Consider the following 24,547-nt stretch of genomic DNA (forward strand, 5'->3'; position numbering starts at 1 on the left):
AAAGTTGAGATATCTTGCACGTTACTAAATCAGAAATAATCTTTATTAATATCAGTATAATGAATTTGTTGATTATAATGATGCATACATAAAAATAATATAAAGCAGATTATTTCACTTATATTATTACTAAATTGAAAGATTAAATATATATTTAGCTTTATTATCTGCTTTATTTTGTATAAATGGTGAGCTAACATTAGTTAGAAGCTAATAAAAGTGAATGCGTTGTGATTAAAAAATTAACCAATATACAAATTCATAACAATACAATCATCATTGATGGCCATGAAAGTAAGATTCATGTTGATGGAACTTGCTTAGAGGCGGCTCTACTAGTAAATGACAATTATATTTTGTTATTTGTTACTTTTGATTGTCCATTTGAAGAAATTTTAGCTATTTATTTATTAGATTTACAACAAAATCGAATAATTGATAAAGCGAAAATATATCAAATGTATTATACAGATTTTTTCAGTGATTTAGTGATTCTTTCAGAAAATAGGATTTCTTTTGATTTTCTGATCGAAGGTGGTTGGACATTAGAGTTATTTGATAAACCGAAAAGATCGCTAACGTATTTATTTCCAACATTATTGGTGAAGCGACCATTTTCATTAACGAGATACTTTAGTATAAAAAATAATGTTTAATACGATTCAAAACTTTATATGATTGATATCGTCATTTAACTAATATTATAATTAAATCAATAGATTAATTATTTTGGTGTAAAAATTAGTTGCGTAAGTTGTAATACATTTTTATCATTAATCAAACAATAATTTAAAGTTATTTATTAATAGACTAAAACTTATTGTTATACTCAAAAGGGCTATACAAAAATGTCGAAAAATTACAACTTATTATTTATTTCTAATCATTAAGTTAATAACAATTATACTTATTAGCGCCAATAAAAAGGCAATGAGATAATTAAAGTATTCAGCGATTGTCATTGAAATTGAGGAACCGATTATTTCAGAGAATAATAAGCTACTTTGAAAAATAGCATAATCTGTAGCAGTTTGCTTTCCTTGTTTGGCAAAAATCATTGTAATGGTGTAAATACTAACATTAATCGTTCCAATACCAATACCTAAAATAGTCATCATAATGGTAGTCGTAATAGGATTAATATAGTCAGGCATATTGTAAAGTAAACACCAAAACAGAATTAGAAAAAAGAGTAGAGCAAAACCAATTTTTAGTGTTTGATAAGGTTGTTTAGTTTTTAATAAATAGGCTGCAATGGCACAACCTAAAAGCATGGTTAAATAACCACCAATACCTGTATAAATACCAACATCACTCACAGAGAACCCATGATCCAGTAAAATAAATTTAGTTGTGGTTAAAATTACCGAACCAGCAAAAGGTATCATGATCGCAAGAAATAGCATATGGTAAGCATTTTTTCGTTTAAAAAAATTGTGGATTCTTGCTCGGGAATTGGATCGCGAATTGTAGCCTAAATTAGGCTCTGTCCATATAGTGAGTTGTATAATCGATACAAAAATAATTACAACTAACAGTAAAATACTATAGGTTTTTCCTAAATAATCATAACAAACGGTTACTCCTGCTCCGCCAATAAGCATACCAGTAATATTGCCCATTACTTGAATACTATTTATTTGGCTAATAGTGTTGTTTTGCGATAAATCTGCTGCCAGTCCGTCAGTTGCAATATCGAGTGTTGCAGAAACGATACAGGATAAAATAATAACTAGTAGAAGATAAGTAGTGGTTTCTGATGTGAAAGGGGTGAAAGCAATAATGGTTATCAAAATTGCTAATAGACATTGCATTGGTAGTAACCAACTTTTTCGATAACCTATTTTATTTATCCAGTGATTTTCGACTAACGGAGCCCATATAAATTTGATAACCCAAGGCAAACCCGCTAGTGGAATCATTGCTATCACGGCTAACGAAACACCTGAATCACGTAATAAGATAGGGTAGGCGTCAAAAGCTAATCCAACGGGAATACCTTGTATGATATAGAGTTGCGCAATAATAAATAAAAAATAACTTTTCTGCTTATAATAAGGAATGGTTTTATTATCCATGAAAATTTCTATATGAATATATAATAATTATCTTATTACATATTCTATACTCCTAAGCATTACAACTTAAGAATAGTAGCTTTATTATGTTGTAAATGCAAATGATATTTGTTATCGTTTGCATTGTTTGGAGGATGTATGTGTTTTGATAATCAATTAACCAATAAAAATCTAAATTATAGCGGTAAAGGTCTATCATATATTGAGTTACAACCAGGCTTAGCTATATGCATTAACAGTGCTGCAGATCTAAATGCTGTGGATGTTAGTAAAACGTTTTCGAGTAGTGAAAATTGCTTATGCTTTAATTGCCAGTTACAAGGTAAATTGAGTGTACAGATTAAAGATAAGAAATTTGTAAGTAAAGAAGGCGATTTAACCTTTGGTTTCGCTGATGGTGAGATTTTTCATTTACAACATTCCAAGGATTTTTGCAATATTGAGGTTATGATAATGCCAAAATTATTGGATGTTTTAATTGGTGATATGGATTTTCAATTTTCTTGTTTAGATGAAAAGATCAATTTCTTTTTGCAGCATTATCAGAAACAGCAAAACAAAAATGTATTATCTTGTGCTCGACAACTATTTTATTTAATGCAAAACACTGATTGTAAAATCACCAACCGTCTATTGTTATATGCCCATGTTTTAAAGTACTTAAATTGGTATTTTAAGTCTTTTGAACAACAATCTACTAAACATGAATTTACGCAATGGGAATATCAACAACTTAACCATGCTCGTAATTGTTTAATAAGTGATTTAACCTGTCCTCCTACTATCAATTGTTTAGCTAAACAAACAGGTCTCAATCAGAGTAAGTTAAAAAAAGGTTTCAAGCAGATTTTTGGTAAAAGTATTTATGCTTATTTTTTGGCAGAAAGGATGCATAAAGCTAAACAGTTATTAGCCGAATATAGTGTTACAGAAACGGCAATTATGATGGGTTATAGCAATATTAGTCATTTTAGTTCAGCATTTAGAAAACAGTTTGGAGTATTACCTAAAGAGATACGCCGCCAGTATTCGTCTAAGATTCTCGAATAATGACGGCATGGTTAAGCTATTATTTAACTGATTTAAAGTGTATCCCTTTAAAATTAAGTATTGTTAATAGTTATAAATAAAACCAACTCCTAAAGTTCGGCCTCTACCTGGCGAACCAATTGTTGCATCAGGGCCATCATGAGACAGTGCTGGAATATGATATCCCCATAAATCGTAGGATTTATTTAGTAGATTGTCACCCCACACATAAAACTCAGCATTTTCTGTTTTGACAGCAATTCGAGCATCAAGTTTGTTATAAGCTTTTAAGCCAAATTTATTTTGCACATCAGCTTGGCGAGAACCAATATAACGCTCAGTTATTTGCGTTTCTAATGATATTCCTGAAGCTAAATTTAGTGGTATAGAGTGTAGAATGGTTAAGTTAGCATTCCAATGAGATGTATCCGGCACTTCGTTATGTTTTTTTACATGAGCTAAACTTTTGTTAGGCGTACCGACTATTTTAGCATTGGTGTAACCTATGCCGCCTGAAAAGTCTAAATTTCCTGGTGCTTTCCAAAAACCATCTAGCTCTACACCATAACTTCGGATATCATAATTTTCAACCACAGAAACAAACGTCGCTGGATTATAAGCCATTAGATGTTCACGTTTAGTATCGTTATAAAAGAATGCCGTGTTTAATCCTACCGTATTATTTTCAGCTTTTAACCCTATTTCATAAGCGTTTACATACGCTGATTTATAGGCTTGATCTGAACGACCAATAGTAGCAAAATCCGTACCTTCATCATTGAAACCACCTGTTTTATATCCTCTTGAGTAAAGTCCATACAGGGTAGCATAATCATTAAGTAAAAAATTCAAACCTAATCGGCCAGTAGTAAAGTTATCGGTTATTTTTTGCTTATCAAAAGCCAAGGTTGGTTTATCTTTATTATTTTCAGCATAAATTGAGTTAGCTAGCCATTTTGCATGATAATTCTTCTTTTCGTAAGATTGACGAAGACCGGCTGTTAATTTGAGTTTTTCGGTAACAGGGTAGGTGACTTCACCAAACACTCCGACATTATCTGTTTCGAACTGTCTTCTAATGTTAGCATTCAATGCATTACTTGGATAAAACACATCCATAACATCATAAGTATTTCTATGACGATCATTGGTATAGTAATTTATACCTGCTACCCAAAATATTGGTGCTTCAGGTTTAGATGAAATTCTAAATTCTTGAGTGAAAAGATCTTCTTTGGTTAAATAAGACCAATTAGATGGTGGTGACATACCGCTCAAATGGTGGTATAACCTACCTTCATAAATTGGTGATCTTCTGTCACTTTTGCTATACGAATAACCGGTAATAGAACTCAATAAGCTATTATCCAACTCATGTTCCACTTTTAAATTGAAACGATAAATATTTTTGTCATTCTTGTCACTGCTATTTGGAATGTCAATCTTAGGGTGATGTCCATATGGGCGCATCATATACATATCGTCCATACCCATAGCCTCTTCTATTTCGGTAATAAATGAGATAGAAGTGAGTTCTGAAGCTTCCCATAATAATGTGCCTCTAGCGATTTTATTTCTAAGAATACTCACCGGTTTATGGTCATTAACATTTTCTAGAATGCTATCTGCTTCATCATAACGGACAGCAAATCGAGCACTTAATTGATCGGATAAAGGGCCACTGATGACGCCTTCGGTTAATATTTGATTATTTTGTCCGAATTCGGTTCTAAAAGCTGATTCAAAATAGCGAGTTGGTTTTTTCGAAATAACGTTGATAGCACCAGCCTCGCTATTTCGGCCAAATAATGTCCCTTGCGGGCCTTTTAATACTTCGACACGCTGAACATCAAGTAAATTTAAGGTCGTATTACTTTTTGACTGTGGCATCCCATCCACGTTAATACTAACCGAGCTGTCATCGCCACTCATAGGTAATACAGAACCGACACCACGCATTCGAATAGATTTCGCTGCCCCCATATTACTAATTACTTGTACACCGACAGTATCATTTAAAGCTTTTTCTAAAGTGGTCTCCCGCCGGTCAACCAGTTTTTTGTCGTCAACAATATTGACCGTAAATGGAATATCCTTGGCTGACTCTTTTACATGCCTAGCAGTAACTATTAATTGTTCTACTTGATTGCTATCGTCTTTTTCTTCAACTGTATCTGCCATTGCGTTAAACGATAAACATAAAATACCGGCCATTAACCACGGTGAACCAATAATGCTTTTGTTAGAACAAACTAATGCTTTATTAGTTATTTTATTGGTAAAAACTAATTTGTATCTCATATTATTTTCCTAAATTCAACCATAACCTACATAATCAATAGGGAATACTTTTGGTAAATTAATAAATGATTATTAAATGTACTAGCTAGTAGCATCATTAACATATTTAATTAAGAATGATTATCATTTATAATGTAAATGTTTTGCTAGCAAAGGACTCCCCATATTGGGCAAAAATAACCGAATCAGTTCTAAATTCTTTTAAATTTAATTTTTTTTTAATTAATAAATTAATTTTTAAGGGAAAATATATTTGATACTCTTTAAATATTTAACGATATTAAGAATATTATTTAACTAATTCGTATTAGGTAATATTGTAAAGTAAGTGATTTGTATTCACTATAAATGGCGGATAGTGGATAATTTTGCTAATTAATTTGCAATGAAATTGGTTGGGGAATAAGTTAGTTTGAGTTCTAGTGTTCTATTAGTCTATTTTTATAGAGAGTGGAATATGGCTACCCGTTATTTTCAATTTACTTATAATTGAAGATAATGTTTTAATATTTTTGTGTTAATAAAAAGATGAAAATCCTAACTATGGATAGCGAGAATATAACTTAATTAATCCATAATTTTTTCAAGAAATTAGATATTGATAGTTAGGCAGAATACGAAATTAGGCGATTAAAGACCGAAGAGAGAAAATGAACAAACTGTAATTAACTGAAAAGATTTATTGATAATAATTGTTTTCCTCAGTTATTTCTTCATTAAGATAATTATTCATTATGATTAAAAGAGAACAATATCTTATTGAAATCTCCAAATTTGTTAGATTTTTTAATTTGATTTTTTCATAATACAAAATAAAAGAAAAAATTAAGAACAAAGTAACAGCGGGAAGAGATGTACTAGGCGAATTCGTTCCTAAGTTTGCTGAGCTTAATGATGTTATATTATTTGGCGAAGTTTGGTCTAGAGAAAAAGAGCTCTCAGCAAGAGATAGAAGTTTAGTCACAGTTACGGCATTACTTGCCAGTAGTATCTTAGATAGTTCTTTACAATTTCATTTGCAGATTGCAAAAAAATAACGGTATCACTAAGCAAAAAATAGCAGAAATTTTAACTCATGTAGCATTTTACGTTGGTTGGCCTAAAGCATGGGCTGCGTTTCGTATAGCAAAAGAGATTTGGAAAGATTAGTTTTTACTACAGAATTACAAAGAAATTGTAAAATAAACTTGAATAAGATAATTAAATCCATTTTTTAGAAAAGATAGTGTTGAATTAATATGTATTGAATACTATTCGTATTTATATCATTACTGACCTGTTAAATTTGAAATAAAAGGTTAAAATAGCAAATAATATTTACTATGAAATTATGTAATGCCACAATTTAAACAATGCTGATACATTGATATACCAACGAATAAGTGGATTGCGTTCTAAAAGACTAAGAACACAAAATGAAAGATAATTGCCAATTTATTACTAATAAATTTTATCGATATGACTACATTCCCTATGGACATACTGATTGTTATCGTATTATTACCAATGAGGGAGTTTATTTTTTTTATAAAAACCAATTTATCGATGTAAGTGTCTTAGATAAATTAAATGAAGGCGATGTTATCCATATTGCTTCTCACGCACTTAATGATGGCACTTTTTGGCTCCACTGGTTAGTTTCATGGAAAGGAGACTTGGCTATTCGTAATAAATTACATTGTGCTTTCCCTCATCCTTCTACATTAATTTTACCATTTTTGATCTTGATAGGATTTTGGCTGGATCTTCAATTTATAACACTATTTTTAGCCACTGGGTTGTTTCTAATTTTGATATGGTGTATTTGTTCAACGCTATTTCGTTTAATAAATTTGGTTTTACCTAAACAATTTTTTTTACGTCAGCGATATCATAAATTAAAAAAAGGCGATCTTAGTTTTATGAAAACCTCGTTTTTAGAACATCGTAAAACCGTTAATTGTTCATCAACAGACTTACCTGTATATGAAGGAATTGCAACTAATATAGATAGACAATTAATTTATCGATCGGAACGAAGGAAAATATTATTTGATTTTAGCGGTGTTAGACTATTTTTCGATGAACTTGCTTTAGATAATGATCATATACCGGTTGTTTATTCTTTTTGCCATCCGACGTTTATTGCATCAGGAGATAAACTCAGTTTAATATTTGAAAATAATAAAATACATGGGATTATTAATCATACCGATGGTTCAAGCTATTTAATTCCTCATTGTATTTGGATAAGTAAACAAAAAGCGAAAACGTTATTACGTAATTGGTATTTTTATACTATTTTTGCCCCAATTGCATTTTTATTATTACAGATAATTATATATCCAATTAAAGAGTTTGATTTTATAATGAATGGTTTTTTATGGATAATATCCGGAGCACAAATTATTCCTTTACTCCTGTTACTATTTTATACACTATTTTCATATCTTAATGATCGTTCCTATGCCAAACGAGTTTTAAAATGGTTATATCAAACCACAGGACATTGGCCGAAAGAGCTCTGAATAACAACAACTAAGCCAATATAGTTAAGATGAATTAATCTATAATTTTCGGCATGGTCTACCATTATTCAAAAATTATATACTTCATGTATGCTAAGGTTATAGTCACATCTGTAAAACGCTGTATATGGGCAAAATAATTCTTGAAAACAGTGAATTATAAGAATAAATACTAATGTGGTTCTTTGATTACATAAAACACAGTTGATGATAAATGCTTCTAAGCAGGATTTAGGTATTTGTTTTGTTTCTGAGCAATTTGTTCATGATGAGATTCAGAATGGAGAGTTAATTCCAATTTTAACCGAGTGGGTTGGTATCCCTCGTCCAGTTTATGTGATGGTTAGAGATAGATGCTATATCCCTAATAGAGTAAAAATATTTAAACAATATATAGAGCAATACATTAAAGATGAAAATGTTAATTATCAAATTTAACATCTTAAATATATCCATCTGACACTTTAATTATAAAGGTTAATTGCAGTATGTTATTTATTATCTAGGTGGACATTGTATGCTTTCATAGTATAAAGATATTTATAAATACAATGTCTATAAAGCAATAGATATAACTGTATTTTTTTGTGGCTCTATATGATTTTATACTACTAAGTGAAAACATATAGTTTATTGTAGATAATAGTTTGCTATGATTATCGATTGAATTTAAATTGGAGCGGGAAACGAGGTTCGAACTCGCGACCTCAACCTTGGCAAGGTTGCGCTCTACCAACTGAGCTATTCCCGCATGAGAAGTGTTTTAAATGGTGCCCGGGGCGAGACTTGAACTCGCACGGCCAAAAAGGCCGAGGGATTTTAAATCCCTTGTGTCTACCGATTTCACCACCCGGGCTCAAAACTTAGTACCGAAGGGTAACTACGCTTTGGATGCTGTGCATTTTACCTATCTTATCATTTCAGTCAATAAAAATTTTAAATTAATCGTTTGATTGCTCAATGTTTGACTGATTCGAGGTTAAATTACTCTATTTTTTCATTTTTAACTAAAGTGCAATGCTATTTTTTCAATTTGAATATTTAGACATTACACATCAAATTTATTATGTTAATCGTTATCTAATAAATCGACTTGAGCAATCCATAAATATTGCATCATCGATAATAGGGTTAATACTGTAGCAATAAACAAGGCTGCAAGTCCGGCATAAATAACTAGATCGCAAGGTCTCCAAAGTAACCATGTTAATGCAGTCATTTGAGCAATAGTTTTTATTTTACCAATTGATGAGACGGCAACATTATTTCGTTTACCAATTTCAGCCATCCACTCTCTTAATGCTGAAATGATGATCTCTCGAGAGACGATGATGATTGCTGGAATAGAAATCCACCATGTTTGATAATATTGGGTTATTAAAACTAAAGCGATAGTGACCATAATTTTATCGGCAACAGGATCTAAAAAGGCACCAAATTTAGTAGTTTGGCCTAATCGACGAGCGAGGTAACCATCAAAAACATCTGTTACTGCAGCTATTAAGAATATTAATGATGAAAAAAAGCCAGACCATTCATGAGGAAATAGATAAAATGCCAACACAAAAAAAGGAATAAGTATTACTCGAAATAATGTTAAAAATGTAGGTAAGTTGATTTTCATGTGACATTAGCTCATTTTGTCTTATTAATCAATTGGTTAGTGATAATTAAAAAAACAGTGTTTTCTTACTGATTATGTTGCCTGAAAAATGTTAATTTTTCAATGTGTTATTGCTGTAAATTTAGATAAATTTTTTCAGCTAGCGATTTGGATATGCCTTGTACTTGGGCTATTTCATCTATACTAGCATTTTTTAGCTCTCTAAGTCCGCCAAAATGTTTTAATAATGCTTGGCGTCTTTTTCCGCCAACGCCTTCTATATGTTCTAATGCACTATCAGTTAATTGTTTAACACCTTTTTTACGCTGACCTACAATCGCATGGTCATGTGATGCGTTACGGATTTGTTGAATTAATAATAGAGCAGGGGAATGATCATCTAAATAATAACCTTTACCATGGGCTTCAAAGAAGAGTGTTTCTAAACCTTCTTTACGCTCAGCACCTTTAGCCACCCCGATTAAAATAGGATGATGTTTATCCCAGTTTACTTGTAACTTCTCAAATACTTGTAAAGCTTGATTAAGTTGTCCTTTTCCACCATCAATAAAGATAATATCAGGGATTTTATCTTCAGGGAGATCTTTTTTACTATAACGGCGAGTTAATACCTGTTCCATTGCTGCATAGTCATCACCTGGGGTGATACCGCTAATATTATAGCGACGGAATTCAGATTTAACCGGTCCTTTATCATCAAACACAACACAAGAAGCGATAGTGTTTTTGCCCATAAAATGGCTGATATCAAAACATTCCATTCTATTGATTTTCTCAATACCTAAAAAGGCTTTTAAAGCATCATATCTTTGTTTAATGGTTGAGTTTTCTAATAGTTTATTTTTAACTTCCGTTTGAGCGTTAACTGTTGCAATATTTAATAATTTAAGATTATCACCTTTTGGTTCATCAACTAATTTAACTTGATGTTCGGCGACGATGGATAAAGTTTCTTCCATCGCTTGTTTATCTGACAACGAAAAATTCAGAAGAATTTTCTTTGGAATATTCCTGTTTTGATTACCTTGTAGATAAAATTGTCCTAAAAATGTCTCAATAACTTCTTCAAGTTCAGTGTTAGAGGGAACTTTAGGAAAATAAGAACGATGGCCAAATGTTTGTCCATTACGGATAAAAAGTACATAAATACAAGCTAGGCCGAGTTCATAATGAAAACCAATTACATCTAAATTATCATTATTATTGTAGATAGCTTGTTTTTCATTAATGTGTTTGATTGCTTGTAACTGATCACGTAGCGCTGCTGCTTTTTCAAAATTAAGCTCACTACTAGCTTTCAACATATCAGCAGTGATTTTTTTTAAGATTTCATCTGACTGTCCAGATAAAAATAATCTAACATAATTCACTTGTTCATTGTAATCTTCATCGCTGACTAAACCCGGTACACAAGGGCCTAAACAACGTTTAATTTGGTACTGCAAACAAGGACGTGTTCGATTACGATAAGTACTATTAAGACATTGCCTTATCGGAAAGGTTTTTTGTAATAATGCAAGAATTTGTTTAACTGCATAGCCACTAGGGTAAGGGCCAAAAAACTCATCTTTTTTACGATTAACTGCTCCGCGGTATAAAGATAATTGTGGATGGCGTTCTTTACTTAATTTAATAAACGGATAGCTTTTGTCATCTTTAAGTAAAACATTATATCGTGGTTGATATTTTTTGATATAAGTCTGTTCAAGTAAAAGTGCTTCTGTTTCGGTATTGGTGATGGTAAATTCTACGCGATGAATATGACTCACCAATCGATCGGTTTTGATGGTTTTTTTACTACTATTAAAGTAACTTTTTAAACGATTATTGAGGTCTTTCGCTTTTCCCACATAAATGATGGTATCTTTATCATTAAACATTTGATAGATACCTGGTTTATGTGGGACAGTTTTTAAGAAAGATACAGAATCAAATTGGCTCATATTAGTTTTCAAAGGTGAGGGCTTTTTTCTCTATTATCCTCATAATGGTGCTTAAAATACCATTTATCAAGAGGTAGATAAGCCCTGCAACAACAAAAATTGAGAAGTCATAGTATTCACCATTTAGTGTATTACTATATCCCATAAGATCCATAACAGGAATCATTGATGCTAGTGCAGTTCCTTTAACCACGAAGACAACTTCATTAGAGTAAGTAGACAGTGCTCGTTTTAATGCATATGGCATTACAATTTTAAGTGTTTGTCTTTTATTCATGCCTAATGCACTACATGCTTGCCATTGTCCTTGTGGAACAGCTTTTAAAGCACCATAGAAAATTTGAGTAGTGTAAGCTGCACTATTAAGCGTTAAAGCTAAATAAGCGCAAAACCATGGCGATGAAATAAATTCATAAAAAGCCGGTACTTTACTTAAAATTTCGCCAAATTGTGAAGGTCCATAATAGATTAAAAAAAGTTGTACCAATAAAGGTGAACCAGTAAAAATAACAATATAACCACGTATCGTTTTAGTTAAAAACTTCGAATTTAAAGATAAAAGACAAGAAAAAACGATAGCTAAAAAACCAGCTGATAATATGCCTGCAATACTTAAGCTTAAAGTATCAGGTAGACCTTGAAGAATGATTTTTAGATAGTAAATAAAATTATCAGACATAAAATGACCTTACTGACTATTAGCTGATGACGGTTGTTCAAATTTGGTAGAACGTTTTTCAATACGAGAAATAACTCGTTGACTTAAAACTGATATCACTAAATAAACAAGCATAGCAATAAAATACCATAAGAAAGGTTGGTTGGTTCTTGCAACAATTGTTTTGGTTTGCATCATTAAATCATCAATCGCTATCGCAGATACAAGGGCGGTATCTTTTAATAAAATTAACCATTGATTACTCAAACCAGGTAATGCATGGCGCCACATTTGCGGCATTATTATACGGAAAAAAGTACGAGATTTACTAAGGCCTAATACTTGAGCTGCTTGTTTTTGTCCACTTGGAATCGCTTTAAATGCTCCACGTAAAGTTTGAGATGCATAAACAGCATAAAGTAAGGATAAAGCAAAAACACCGCATAAAAATGGATCTGGCTGAGTATTTTCAATATTCATTTTTACGGTAAATGATGTAAAACCAAGTGGAATGGTAAAACCATCATCTAATGCCATCAATAACAGCGGTAAACCTGTATAGATTGCCACCACAATTAATAATTCAGGTAAAGCTCGAATAGTTAAATTAAATAGTGACATTAACCATGCAACAGGTTTGAAAGGAACTGATTCTAAAATAGTAAAAATGAACGCAAAAAACATACCGACAATTAACGATACAAAAGCTAGTGATAACGTTATTGTGGTTGCTTTAGTTAGCGGCAAAATATACCCATCCATAGAAGAGAGTAACCAGTCGATACCGTGTGCAAAAAAGTCTGACATAAAAAAACCGTAATTAATTTAAAAAATAAACTCGCCGCAGAGTATGCGGCGAGATCTCAAAATACAGATTTTAGTAAATAATATTATTTACTAAACCATTTTTTATAGATAATATCTAATTCACCATTTGCTTTTAATTTATCAATTGCTTGGTTGAATTGTTCAAGTAATTGATCATTTCCTTGACGTAAAGCGATACCTAAGCCTTCACCAAAAAATTCATGATCGGTAATTTTGTCACCTAAAGCAACAATGTCAGCATCTTTACCTAACCATTCTCCAGCAACAAATGAGCTTGAGACAATGGCATCAATACGTTTTGCTTTTAAATCTAGAAACGCAAATTGATAGCTGTCATAACTGACTGCTTTAACATCAGGGTACTTTTCATTTAAGTATTTTGAATAAGTTGTACCTTTCTGGATGCCAACTTTTTTACCTTTCAATTGATCAAGACTGGTTAAAGAGTCTTTTAAAGTAATGAATTGGATTGAGCTGTCGTCGTAGTAGATTTTAGTAAATGCAACTTGTTTTTGACGCTCTGGAGTAACATCAATACCTGCAATTGCTGCATCAATTCGTCGAGTTTTAAGGCTAGGAATTAAACCATCGAATGATTGGTTAACAATTTTGCAAGATACTTTCATTTCTTCACAAAGTTTATTCATAACATCGATATCGAAACCAACAATTTCATTTTTATCGTTAGTAAATTCGAATGGCGCATAAGTTGCTTCGGTACCAATAGTTAATGTTTCTGCTGCTTGAGCTGCAAAAGCAGATCCAGCAAATAAAATCGCTAGTAATGTTTTTTTCATATTTCCACCCAATCTGGTTTTAATTAATGTTAGTGTGATAGATAAGCTTTAAACTCTTCGGTTTTTGGATGAGCAAAACACTCAAGTTGTCCCTGCTCAATAATCTTACCTTGTTCCATGTAAATCACTTGTGAAGCAACTTTACGCGCAAAATCGACTTCATGAGTAACAATAATTTGTGTAATTCCGGTTTGTGACAGTTCATTAATAATCTCAGCAATTTGTGATGTAATTGCTGGATCTAATGCCGCTGTTGGTTCATCAAATAATAAAATTTTCGGTTCCATCATTAATGCTCTGGCAATAGCAACACGTTGCTGTTGACCACCAGAAAGATGGAGAGGGTATCGATGCGCCATTTCATCAATTTGTAGACGAGCTAAAATTGACATTGCTTTATCACTAGCTTCTTTTTTCGATAATTTTAATACTTGGCATGGTGCTTCAATTAAATTTTCCAAAACAGTTAAATGTGGCCATAGATTGTAATTTTGAAAAACCATGCCAACATTTTTGCGTAATGTCCGAATAGTGGATTCACTTATCTTTTGCGAAAAATCGAAATGTGAATCGGCAATCGTCATTTCACCTGATGTGGGAATTTCAAGTAAATTAAATACTTTCAACAAAGAACTTTTGCCTGCACCACTTTGACCAAGTAAAACGATTGTTTCACCCAAAGGGTAACATAACGAGACGTCATTCAATGCCTGATGAGTACCATAAAAACAGTTAATATGGCTTAATTCAATATTCATTAGTATTAGATAAATTATTTAAATTTTAATTGACTAAATATTACTTTTTTTTGCATAAAAATGCAATCTAAATTATTAGACAATCGTTTTATTGATAGATTGTTAGCCAAAAAATATTAGTTTTAAATTTTTACTGCTTAGTTTCATATTCAATCAATGAGTTATAATTAAAAATATCTACTAGGCTGATATATTATGGTAGGAAAAGGCGACATTCAGTAATAGCTTAACCAATTCGCATCAATTAATCACTTAAAAACCCCTTTCCTCAAAATTTTTATAGGTTTTAAGTAAATTTAATCATTATTACTTATGATAGGGATAATAGGTCCAAGATATTTAGGTTTTTTATTCATTATATACAAATCAATAAAAGCACTAACACGAGCGAACATCTCGCGGATACGAACTAACTTCATACTCTTTGGGGCAGGAACGGCAAAACACTGTGCTTGAATATCTTGCGCAAGAGCAATAAAAATAGCTCGTTCACAATGGAACTCTTGCGTAATTATAGTAAAATCATCAGCATTAAAAACTTTATTAGCCCGAACAACTGAATCGAAGGTTCTAAAACCAGCATAATCTAATACAATTGATTCTCTAGGAATACCAGCTTTAATCAAATCTTTTTGCATTGTGATTGGTTCATTATAATTTAAATGCGCATTATCACCACTGACTAATAAATAATCGACTTTTCCTTGCCAATATAGATCAATAGCGCCATCGATGCGATTGCGATAAAAGCCGTTTATACCACCACCTTTTACATATTTAGATGTACCTAATACTACACCAATTGTTCGATAGGGAAGTTTATTTTCATCATGATAAATGTAGGGGGCCGTTTTATAGCTTATCCAAAAGTCGAGACTGAGTGTTACCGTTATTAAAAACAATAGGAAGGTGATTAAATAAGTTATTAACTTTTTTAATATCATGCTAAAACCAATTTAAAATAAATACCATTATTGGAAATAAAAATGGTGCTGTCAATGAAGTCATAATACCACATAGTACCAGTGATAAAGAGCTATAAGCTCCTTCATTATAATCTACTTCAATACAGCGAGCTGTACCAACAGCGTGTGATACAGCACCGATTGATAAACCTCTGGCAGAGGCTGTTTTGATTTTAGCCCAATTTAGCAATTGATGAGCAAAAATTCCTCCTAAAGTTCCAACAAGTATTACACATAATGCGGCAATAGATGGAACACCACCTTGATTTTCTGCGATAGTTACCGCTATGGCAGTGGTAACTGATTTAGGCAGTACCGAGGCGGCAATTTCATTACTACCTCCTAACCAAAATGCAATACAAACACCTGTCACCATAGAAGCAATTGAAGCGGTAAAGGTTATTATCATGATGGATTTCCAACGGGCTTTTATTTGTGGTATTAATTCATACAAAGGGTAAGCCAAAGCAACAACTGAATAAGGGAGTAAGTCATTAATAATTTTTACGTTTTTTACATATTCAATATAACTAGTCTGTGTAATTAGTAAAATAGGAATTAAAACAATAACCGAAATCACTAATGGATTAAATAGTGGATTTTTGATTTTAAAGGAAATTTTACGAATCATAAGAAAAACTAAAATAGTTAATGGTAACATCCATATCATGATTGTTTCCCCTTATTATCAGACGATTTTACCGCTGGTTTATGCAAATGCTCTGTAAGATATCCGGTTAAAAATAAGACAATAATTGAACCGCCAACACTGGCGAAAATAATCGGTACCCAATTAGCTAAAAGTAGTGAATAATTATCCATGATCCCCATTGCAGCAGGAATAAATAGCACAGTCATATAGCGCATAAAAAGATTGCAACTGTTTTTGATCCAACACGTTGGTATAAGTTGAAATGCTAATAAAAAAAACAAGATTAATAGACCAATAATACTACCAGGGATCATGATTGGTAAGATTGCCGAAACAATATTACCAGCCCATAAACAGAGGGTTAAAATAATTAAGCCCCGACCATAACTAAATAGTGTGTAATATAAAGAATAAAGTCGATGCTTAATTGTTGCATGTTTGGCTAAAAAATGTTTCATAGTTTATATACTAATTGTCTTAAAATTAAATATTGACGGTATGTCCGTCGTTTAGAAAGGGCGGAGAACTAAAATCAGAAACATATAATACGCCCCTGTAATTCAATTATCCAACTAAATAATGACAATATTGGTAAAGTTGCTTTAATAAAGTGAGCTTTTCCGGTTTCTGTATATAAATTTCGGTTAGTTGTTCAAGTGATTGTAAATAATTTTGTATCTCAATGGTATTGAGTTTATCTCGACAGTGATCTTGCCAAATGCGTTGTTCTTGTTCGGTTAATGCTTGCGGATAATTTCTCGCTTTGTAGCGAAAGAATAATGTGGTTAATCGTGGATCATCGAAAGTGATTGATAAAGTTTCTAATAAATGAACTGGCGTGGTTCTTATAGTTTCACAACGTAATAGATCTTGACCATTTAAAAATCCACTATAAATTTGTGCATCAACATCACTGTTAACTGGATAATCATTATTGATACTAAATAGCTCACGCATTTTATCCTGTAATTTATTTTGGTTTTGTAGTAGTTTTTGTTGATTAATTAAACATTGTTGTTTATCTAAATTAAAACGCTTTGCGTTATCAACTAATAATGTGCTTAATGGCGCAATAATTGGACATTTATTTATATGAATCAGTTTTAATGGAATACGTTGTTCGTCTAACTCAAGATCAGTTGTTTTGGTGTAAAGTTTTTCCTGAATAGTCTCGACTGGTAAATCAATAATTGAATCAATATCTCCAGTTAGATCACAGACTATAACTGCATTATTTTGCGTTGGATGCCATGCAATAGGGCAGACTAATGACATATTGCCTCTATGGCTACCTAACATTCCAGATACATGAACAATAGGTGTCATATTTACAACGTCAATAAGCTCGGCAACTCTGTTTTTGTTACGTAATGTATAGAAATAATTGAATAACTTTGGTTGGGCTTGTTTGATAAGTTTTGCCATAGCTATAGTTGCATAAACATCTGACATTGCATCATGGGCATGCTCGTGGGCTATATTATTTGCTTTAGTTAAATCTTCTAAACGAAAACTCGGTAAACCAGCATCATTAGTTGGCCAGTTAATACCTTCGGGTCTTAATGCATAACATGCTCTAACGACATCAAGCAGATCCCACCGTGAATTACCATTACGCCAACTATAAGAGTAAGGATCATAAAAATTACGATATAAAATATTGCGAGTCACTTCATCATCAAAACGAATGTTGTTATAACCTAAGATGCAAGTATTCGGTCGACTAAATTCTTGATGAATTAGTTTGCTGAATTCAGCTTCACATAACCCATTTTGATTTGCTTTTTGTGGTGTGATACCGGTAATAAGTACAGCTTCAGGATTGGGTAAATAATCTTGCGCAATTTGGCTATAAATGACTAATGGTTTTTCAATAATATTAAAATCACTATCTGTTCGAATACCGGCAAATTGTGCTGGACGATCTAAAGCGGGGTTGATACCAAAAGTTTCGTAATCATGGAAGTAAAAAGTAGGCTGTATTTGATCGTTTTTCATTCCGTTATTTTGCTCTTAAGTTTTCATTTTAATTTCAATTGATTATATCATTATTTAGCTAATCTTATTTATGAACATTACAATGATGTAAGAATAGATAAATTCCAATAGTTAATCTTTAAACTGACTTTACTGTGAACTATAAAAATTTATTTTAATTAACTTTATTTATAATAATATTCAAAACAAAGGTTTTGTGATAAATTTATTAGAACAATTAATTTGTTACCCTGTCACAAATATAATGTTTTAATGATTACTAATCGAAAGATTGATAGGTTAATAAATAGCTAATGTGCTTTTTATCTTATTTTATATAATATTTGTTGTTATTAACTAATCATCTAAATTTATTTTATTTGTATTTGTATTGAACAAAGAGTTTAGAATCGTAAGAACAGTTAATTTGGATGAATAATTATGTTATTAGTTTATCTTCGAGATGATGTAGTGATTGATGGAAATATAAAATTATTTCATTTTATTTTTACCGAGATTAAAGTATCAGATGATGTTGTCAGTATCGAGTTTGTTCCTGATCTTATTGAAAAAAATGAACAAACTTCAGATATTGATAAGCGAAATAAAGGTATAGCTCACTACTTTGGTTTTTATTTCGAAGAAGATGATGATAAGGAATTAATACATACTTATTTTGATTCAGCTATAGAAGCACATGTTGATAGAAGTTTTTATGATATATTTATACGTTTAAGACCGTTTATGATTGAGCACTATAAAGGAAATGATGTTAATCTTGTTGATTTAGCTGAAGATGGATTTAATATAAAAATAACACATATCAAAAAATAGATTTATCATTATTTTATATAAAAATTGTATGAAAACTAAAAGCTAAGGACGACAGCAAGAACAACGTTCGATATTGAATTATCAGGAAAGCCTTTTATAAGGTTTTTTATTGTCTTTAAAGAAATTATTCGCTTCTACCGACTTGGTCGGCTCCTGACATATTAATATCAATAGCAGTTTGTTTGATCACCGCTATTTTATCGATACTTAATTTAAATCTTTTATTTTTATACTACAATTTTCGCTACTATGTAGATTTATTTCAGCTCTAATTAAAACCAATTAAACTATCTTGATTTTTTAGTTAAATTATTGTTATAATTAAATTAAATTTATAAAAAACAACCTTTTGGCTATATAGTAAGCTATCAAGCTTACTATTAGTAGCAGTAGTAGCAGAATTAAAATAACTATTTCACTGTAATTCTTCTTAAGTCGTTATCTAAAAAATAGTGTGATGTTATCAGCCATCTTGTTGATGATTATGCTTTTGAGCTAGCTTACATGGAATGTAAATAATTTATTATTTTAACATTGGTATTTTGAAATGGATTTCGCAAAAAAAATTAGTCTAGCTTTAGCTATTTGTTTCGTTTTGACCGCAAATTGTTATGCTAAAAACTGTAAAAAGGGTATACCTTGTGGTAACTCATGTATATCAGCCAACAAAACATGTAGGATTGATTCTTATCCTGTTTCTGGTAAATCGCAACCAAAATCTGCTTCAACTTCAACTTCAACTTCAACTTCAACTTCAACTTCTGCTGAAGTTGAATCTTCAATAGTTGCAATTAGTAAGCAAAATTTTAACACCGCCAAAACTCATTTAGTTAAAATCTATAAAGAAAACCCTGAGCAAACAACATTTTATTGCGGATGTAACTTTTCATTTGACGGTAAAAAAGGTTCTATAGATTTTAGTCAATGTGGTTATAAACCAAGAAAAAATGAACAAAGAGCATCTCGTATCGAATGGGAGCATGTTATGCCTGCTGAAAATTTTGGTCGTCATTTGCAATGTTGGCAAGAAGGGGGGCGTAAAGGGTGTAAGCAGGATAGTATATTTAATGCAATGGAAGGTGATTTGCATAATTTACAACCAGCTATTGGTGAGGTGAATGGTGACCGATCTAATTATAGATATTCACAATTTACTAAAGAATTTAGTCAATATGGCCAATGTCAATCTGCAGTTGATTTTAAAGCACGAGTTTTTCAACCTAGACAACAAATTCGAGGCGTAATAGCACGAACATATTTCTACATGCAGAATAAATACAATATAAATTTATCTGATTCTGATAATAAGTTGATGATAGCGTGGAATGAGATGTATCCACCTAAACAATGGGAATGTGATAGAAATCGACAAATAGAAAAAATTCAGGGTAATGACAACAAGTTTATTAGTGAACAGTGTAAATAATGAAAACAAAAATTATCTTAGTTTTGGTCTTTTTTATTACAGTTATACAAAATGCTTATGGTGCTGCTCATTATAGAACATATGTTCCTCGGGTTCGTACCTATTCTTTTCATACTTTCCATTCTAGTAGAGGAACGGGCAACGAAACACCGTTAGATAATATTTTTTTAAGTATTTTTATCATTTTCTTTCTTGGTATATTTTTTCTATCAGCAATATCGGTAATTCAAGAGTGTAAAGAAGCTAAAGATAAATTATTAGCAGAAGAGAAAGAAAAGCGTAATGAACTTGAGCGAATAAAATTAGAGGAAGCTAGAGCAATTAAAAAAGCGATGGCTCCTAAAGTCGAAGTGTATAAACTTAAGAAATATAGAAAAAAAAGATAAAATGTCTTGATTACTATTGATGTTTTAAGGTCATTATTAGCTAATAAATCGCTATATGCTTTTATTCGACATTATGTCTGATAACTGTAACTTGAATAAAATCACTTTATATTTTATTTTAAATTATCTATAGCAAAAGGTATTGTTTGATCTTTCAATAAGACTATATTTGATATAGTTAAAACGTGATGAAATTTATATTGTTACTTTATTATGTTTGTTTTTGAAGAGTTATATTATCTTTGCATTACTAATCAGAATATTAAAAGTGAATATAGGGATATAATATTCACCTTTAATCGTTGTTTTAATTTAGTAATAGGTTTCAATTTCTTTTAAAAATATTTTTAATTCCTCAATCCAAAAGTTTGCATTCATCGTTGTACTATGACCACTTGTTTTGTTACTGGCAGGAATTAGATAATATTTTGCTGCTACAATATCTTTTAACGCTTTATGCATTACTCCTGTATTTGGAGGATTTCTTTCATCATCTTCTGAATTAATGACTAAAATAAAAGCTTTTATCTTAGTTAAATCTTGAGTTGGATCAAAGTTTCTTGCCGCATCCCATTGATATAAAAAGTCATTAGCATCCATGCTAACACGTTCTTTTAACTTGTCTGATAATATTTCTTCTGTTTTTGCCGTATTATAGGCTTTATTTTGCCAAGCAATATCGCCACCATTAGTTGCTATGTCATAATAATGATAAACAGTTTGAAATTTTTCTGGTTGTTTAGTATAAAAACCATTGTTCCAATCAGGATCTTCTTTAATTGAATTGATAAGCATTTTTCTCATAATCCAATTTCGACTAGACATTGGAGCAGGGGTTGCTGCCATTGGAATTGCAGCTGTCATATAGTCAGGATATTTAGTTATCCATAACCAGGTGTTCATGCCTCCCATTGAGTTACCAATAATAAGTTCAAGGTGATTTATGCCTAATCCATTTTTCAATAGTTGGTATTGAGCATTAACCATGTCACCATAATCATAATGAGGAAAATTTCCTTTTAGTTCATCAGAAGGTTTTGATGATTTTCCCGTACCAATTGCATCAGGTAATATAATAAAATATTTTTCAGCGTCTAACGGTTTTCCTTTATCAAATAATGCATGCCCGAAACTATCATTAAGCATAGAATTACCATCACCAGTTGTACCATGTAAAATTAAAACTGGTTTGCCCTTAGGATTTCCAAGTGTGACATAATGAATTTTTAAATTTTTGACCGTATTACCATCATTAAATCGAAAGTTTTTAATAATATAATCACCTTCATTTCTATTGTAAAAATCAGTACAAAATCCTGGCGGAACAATGATAAAGGAAATAAAAAATAATAGTGTTTTTGTTATATTATTCATAATTGGTTCTCTCCATTATACTTATGCAAAGCTAACATTGTTTTAACGGTAAGAGATGGGGCAGGTAGATAATAATTAACGAAGTATTGATCCATCGTTAATATGCATATTAATTTAATCAATACTAATTTTTCAATAAAAAAATGATTACTATTTACTCAAAATAATTAATATCTAAATAATATCAGTTAATAAAAAAGGGAATTTATTATTCCCTTTTTAGTGTGATTCAGTTTTTAGGTGCACTTTCAATAATATCTGCTAATTTTTCCAGTGTTATTCTCAAAAACTTTGGCATAGCTTCTATTTCAATTGAATCCATTAGGTTTTTTACATAAAGACCTAATTCTGTATCACCTTCAACAATTAGTCGACGTTGGAAAAATAGTGTGTCAGGATCTTGTCTTCTAGTCGCAATCATAATCAAATCGTTAGCATTACCAATGAAACTAACATCAGGAATTTCTTCACGACTCACAACTAGTTTGTTATCAATTAAACTCACAAACCAAACTAATTGCAGATCTGTTACTTGTATTTTAAGCCAACGATTTTCTAAAAAGTCGAGATCACCATCATCAAGCGAATTTTTGAACTGTAATTGCAACAATTGTTCAATCGTTCGTTTTTTCAAATCGAAAGGTATACAGCGTAAAGTTAAACCTAACACTTGTGGTGCTTTATCGACAAATTGAGAATGAATTTTGCCAAGTAATTGGTGTTTATTGCCAATCATTTATGCATCTCCAGAAATCATCTTCTCATAAATATCTAAATCAGTGTTCAGATGTTCATATGTTTCTTCACTTACTTCATTGCGAATTTTCATTTGAAGTAATGCTGTACGTTCAGCTCCAATCGCCACCAAACGCATACGTCTTTCTAGGTTTTCAGCCTCAAGTGCTTTTTGTTCTAAATCTTTAAGTCCTGTTCTACGTCTTAATGAACCAATTACCCGCGATCCGACTTCATGAATAATCTCTTGATCTAAACCTTCTTCTGAGGTTTCTTGTAAAAGACTGGTTTGCATTTTTTCTAGGCTAACGATAGCTTCTTCTGCCATTTGTCCTTTAACTGTTAAAATCTCATTATCTTGTTCAGAATTGTCCAAAATAACACTACCACGTAATAGGATAGGTAATATGATTACAGCTGAAATTAATGATACTAATATAATCCCGGCAGCAATAAATACTAATTGGTAACGACCTCCGATAGTCATTGGAATTGATAATACACCTGCTAAAGTAATTGCCCCACGAACACCAGCAAAGGTGGAAATCCAAAGATCACGATTGGTATAGGCTCTGAATGCTAATGGGCGTTTTGTGCCGAAAGGCATTGTTGGCATATGTTTCATTGCCCATAACCATGCGAATCGAGTACCCATTAAGACTACAAAAACAAATAAAACAATCAAACATAATTGCCATAGTTCAATTGAAGCATCGGTCTGATTTTCAGTAAAGGTAGTTGATAAGATACTCGGTAATTGAATACCTAATAAAAGGAATACAAAACCATTAAATACGAAGGTTAACATTGACCATGTGCTATCAGATTGTAGGCGAGCAGTTAATGGTGCATTGCGCATCATGCCTGATTGGTTTACTGTCATACCAGCACTAACAGCAGCTAAAATTCCAGAACAATGACATTCTTCTGCTATGATATAAGCCGCAAATGGTAGTAAGAATAGTAATACAATTTGAATAGCGGGATCATTATGAGTTAATTGGTTTATTTTACGTAAGATACGTGCATATAACCAAGTAAATAAAACCCCAACCGCAAGTCCACCAATTGCAACAACGAAAAAAGAAATACTGATTTGTAATAGGTTAAATTGCAAAGCGCCTGCTGCTATTGCGATGGCAAATTTTAATGAAACAAGGCCAGAAGCATCGTTCATTAATGCTTCTCCTTCAATGATTTCCATTTTTTCTTTTTCAATTCTTCCTTTACCAACAATTCCACTAAGAGCAACGGCGTCAGTAGGAGATAGTACTGCTGCTAATGCTAAAGCTGCTGGTAATTCAACATTTGGAAGCATCCAATAAAGCAGATATCCTAATGCAATAATAGAAATTACGACTAACACCAGCGCTAGTCCGACAATTTCTCTAAAATTGTAGACAAAATCTTTCACCGAAGTTTTTCGACCATCAGCAAATAGTAAGGGAGGTATGAATAATACGAGAAAGAGTTCTGGATCGAATTTCAAATACACACCCAAAGCAGCTAAGAGACAACCCAATAGTATTTGCATTAACGGCAAAGGAATTTGGATCGGCAACATTTTTATAACAACACCAGAAAGTGATACAATTAAGACCAGAAGTAATATTGTTGAAAATAGTTCCATAGTTACTCTTTTGTTATTATCCTATAATTAACTATTGATTATATC

At 31.6% G+C, this 24,547-nt stretch carries 22 protein-coding genes, 2 tRNA genes and 1 pseudogene; 8 read left to right on the plus strand and 17 right to left on the minus strand.

Features of this window, described 5'->3' with window-relative positions; genetic code table 11:
- The first annotated feature begins 230 nt into the window (after positions 1 to 230).
- Positions 231 to 656, plus strand: a complete 426-nt coding sequence (locus tag AC5LWZ_RS06860) for a hypothetical protein (protein ID WP_493463329.1) — start codon at positions 231 to 233, stop codon at positions 654 to 656.
- 213 nt (positions 657 to 869) lie between these two features.
- Here AC5LWZ_RS06860 and AC5LWZ_RS06865 read toward each other — a convergent pair whose 3' ends face one another.
- Positions 870 to 2,078 (minus strand): MFS transporter, encoded by a 1,209-nt coding sequence (locus AC5LWZ_RS06865; RefSeq protein ID WP_493463330.1) that lies wholly within the window; start codon positions 2,076 to 2,078, stop codon positions 870 to 872.
- Positions 2,079 to 2,216: 138 nt separating this feature from the next.
- Here AC5LWZ_RS06865 and AC5LWZ_RS06870 point away from each other — a divergent pair, with 138 nt between their 5' ends.
- Entirely contained in the window at positions 2,217 to 3,128 is a 912-nt protein-coding gene (locus AC5LWZ_RS06870) for a helix-turn-helix transcriptional regulator (protein WP_493463331.1), read from the plus strand.
- Between the two features lie 63 nt (positions 3,129 to 3,191).
- Here the strand turns inward: AC5LWZ_RS06870 and AC5LWZ_RS06875 are convergent, their stop codons facing one another.
- Positions 3,192 to 5,408, minus strand: coding sequence for a TonB-dependent receptor (locus tag AC5LWZ_RS06875; protein WP_493463332.1), 2,217 nt, complete (start codon positions 5,406 to 5,408; stop codon positions 3,192 to 3,194).
- A gap of 824 nt (positions 5,409 to 6,232) precedes the next feature.
- Here AC5LWZ_RS06875 and AC5LWZ_RS06880 point away from each other — a divergent pair.
- From AC5LWZ_RS06880 to AC5LWZ_RS06890, 3 genes and pseudogenes are all read left to right on the plus strand, one after another.
- A pseudogene (locus tag AC5LWZ_RS06880) lies at positions 6,233 to 6,554 on the plus strand (carboxymuconolactone decarboxylase family protein); the annotation flags it as partial.
- Positions 6,555 to 6,823: 269 nt separating this feature from the next.
- The gene (locus tag AC5LWZ_RS06885) at positions 6,824 to 7,915 is read left to right on the plus strand and encodes a hypothetical protein (protein ID WP_198221354.1); all 1,092 of its coding nucleotides are present in this window, start codon (positions 6,824 to 6,826) and stop codon (positions 7,913 to 7,915) included.
- 207 nt (positions 7,916 to 8,122) lie between these two features.
- Positions 8,123 to 8,353 (plus strand): LysR substrate-binding domain-containing protein, encoded by a 231-nt coding sequence (locus tag AC5LWZ_RS06890; RefSeq protein WP_110447884.1) that lies wholly within the window; start codon positions 8,123 to 8,125, stop codon positions 8,351 to 8,353.
- A gap of 237 nt (positions 8,354 to 8,590) precedes the next feature.
- Here AC5LWZ_RS06890 and AC5LWZ_RS06895 read toward each other — a convergent pair.
- From AC5LWZ_RS06895 to sbcB, 12 genes are all read right to left on the minus strand, one after another.
- Positions 8,591 to 8,666 (minus strand) — tRNA-Gly (locus AC5LWZ_RS06895).
- Positions 8,667 to 8,683: 17 nt separating this feature from the next.
- Positions 8,684 to 8,771 (minus strand) — tRNA-Leu (locus AC5LWZ_RS06900).
- A gap of 213 nt (positions 8,772 to 8,984) precedes the next feature.
- On the minus strand, positions 8,985 to 9,539 hold the full coding sequence (pgsA, locus tag AC5LWZ_RS06905; RefSeq protein ID WP_493463333.1) for a CDP-diacylglycerol--glycerol-3-phosphate 3-phosphatidyltransferase: 555 nt from the start codon (positions 9,537 to 9,539) through the stop codon (positions 8,985 to 8,987).
- Positions 9,540 to 9,646: 107 nt separating this feature from the next.
- Positions 9,647 to 11,482: an excinuclease ABC subunit UvrC gene (gene uvrC, locus AC5LWZ_RS06910; protein WP_198199858.1), complete on the minus strand. Its 1,836-nt coding sequence runs from the start codon at positions 11,480 to 11,482 to the stop codon at positions 9,647 to 9,649.
- 1 nt (position 11,483) lies between these two features.
- Positions 11,484 to 12,161 (minus strand): arginine ABC transporter permease ArtM, encoded by a 678-nt coding sequence (gene artM / locus AC5LWZ_RS06915; RefSeq protein WP_086354161.1) that lies wholly within the window; start codon positions 12,159 to 12,161, stop codon positions 11,484 to 11,486.
- A 9-nt stretch (positions 12,162 to 12,170) separates the two neighbouring features.
- Positions 12,171 to 12,947, minus strand: a complete 777-nt coding sequence (artQ, locus tag AC5LWZ_RS06920) for an arginine ABC transporter permease ArtQ (RefSeq protein ID WP_216819478.1) — start codon at positions 12,945 to 12,947, stop codon at positions 12,171 to 12,173.
- An 83-nt stretch (positions 12,948 to 13,030) separates the two neighbouring features.
- Positions 13,031 to 13,765 carry a transporter substrate-binding domain-containing protein gene (locus AC5LWZ_RS06925; protein ID WP_086360009.1) on the minus strand — a complete coding sequence of 245 codons (735 nt, stop codon included), beginning with the start codon at positions 13,763 to 13,765 and terminating at the stop codon, positions 13,031 to 13,033.
- A 29-nt stretch (positions 13,766 to 13,794) separates the two neighbouring features.
- Positions 13,795 to 14,523: an arginine ABC transporter ATP-binding protein ArtP gene (artP, locus tag AC5LWZ_RS06930; RefSeq protein WP_086360008.1), complete on the minus strand. Its 729-nt coding sequence runs from the start codon at positions 14,521 to 14,523 to the stop codon at positions 13,795 to 13,797.
- Between the two features lie 296 nt (positions 14,524 to 14,819).
- Positions 14,820 to 15,467, minus strand: a complete 648-nt coding sequence (locus tag AC5LWZ_RS06935; protein WP_493463334.1) for an ElyC/SanA/YdcF family protein — start codon at positions 15,465 to 15,467, stop codon at positions 14,820 to 14,822.
- A 1-nt stretch (position 15,468) separates the two neighbouring features.
- Positions 15,469 to 16,158, minus strand: coding sequence for a CidB/LrgB family autolysis modulator (locus tag AC5LWZ_RS06940; protein WP_493463335.1), 690 nt, complete (start codon positions 16,156 to 16,158; stop codon positions 15,469 to 15,471).
- Complete coding sequence (locus AC5LWZ_RS06945) at positions 16,155 to 16,598, minus strand: CidA/LrgA family protein (protein WP_493463336.1); 444 nt, start codon at positions 16,596 to 16,598, stop codon at positions 16,155 to 16,157. The genes AC5LWZ_RS06940 and AC5LWZ_RS06945 overlap by 4 nt, the downstream gene beginning before the upstream one ends.
- A gap of 106 nt (positions 16,599 to 16,704) precedes the next feature.
- Positions 16,705 to 18,138, minus strand: coding sequence for an exodeoxyribonuclease I (gene sbcB / locus AC5LWZ_RS06950; RefSeq protein WP_493463337.1), 1,434 nt, complete (start codon positions 18,136 to 18,138; stop codon positions 16,705 to 16,707).
- 420 nt (positions 18,139 to 18,558) lie between these two features.
- Here sbcB and AC5LWZ_RS06955 point away from each other — a divergent pair, with 420 nt between their 5' ends.
- From AC5LWZ_RS06955 to AC5LWZ_RS06965, 3 genes are all read left to right on the plus strand, one after another.
- The gene (locus tag AC5LWZ_RS06955) at positions 18,559 to 18,951 is read left to right on the plus strand and encodes a hypothetical protein (RefSeq protein WP_110447876.1); all 393 of its coding nucleotides are present in this window, start codon (positions 18,559 to 18,561) and stop codon (positions 18,949 to 18,951) included.
- Between the two features lie 547 nt (positions 18,952 to 19,498).
- On the plus strand, positions 19,499 to 20,377 hold the full coding sequence (locus AC5LWZ_RS06960; protein ID WP_493463338.1) for an endonuclease: 879 nt from the start codon (positions 19,499 to 19,501) through the stop codon (positions 20,375 to 20,377).
- The gene (locus AC5LWZ_RS06965) at positions 20,377 to 20,763 is read left to right on the plus strand and encodes a hypothetical protein (protein WP_198247199.1); all 387 of its coding nucleotides are present in this window, start codon (positions 20,377 to 20,379) and stop codon (positions 20,761 to 20,763) included. Before AC5LWZ_RS06960 ends, AC5LWZ_RS06965 begins: the two co-directional genes overlap by 1 nt.
- Positions 20,764 to 21,075: 312 nt before the next feature.
- Here AC5LWZ_RS06965 and AC5LWZ_RS06970 read toward each other — a convergent pair whose 3' ends face one another.
- The 3 genes from AC5LWZ_RS06970 to AC5LWZ_RS06980 all read right to left on the minus strand — a co-directional run bounded on the left by AC5LWZ_RS06970 (position 21,076) and on the right by AC5LWZ_RS06980 (position 24,502).
- Positions 21,076 to 22,137, minus strand: coding sequence for an alpha/beta fold hydrolase (locus AC5LWZ_RS06970; protein WP_493463339.1), 1,062 nt, complete (start codon positions 22,135 to 22,137; stop codon positions 21,076 to 21,078).
- Between the two features lie 229 nt (positions 22,138 to 22,366).
- Positions 22,367 to 22,873 (minus strand): ubiquinone anaerobic biosynthesis accessory factor UbiT, encoded by a 507-nt coding sequence (gene ubiT / locus AC5LWZ_RS06975; RefSeq protein WP_110447872.1) that lies wholly within the window; start codon positions 22,871 to 22,873, stop codon positions 22,367 to 22,369.
- Complete coding sequence (locus AC5LWZ_RS06980; protein ID WP_198192049.1) at positions 22,874 to 24,502, minus strand: Na+/H+ antiporter; 1,629 nt, start codon at positions 24,500 to 24,502, stop codon at positions 22,874 to 22,876. It abuts the gene before it with no gap.
- Between the last annotated feature and the right edge of the window lie 45 nt (positions 24,503 to 24,547).

Source organism: Gilliamella sp. LMG 34362 (assembly GCF_984569125.1).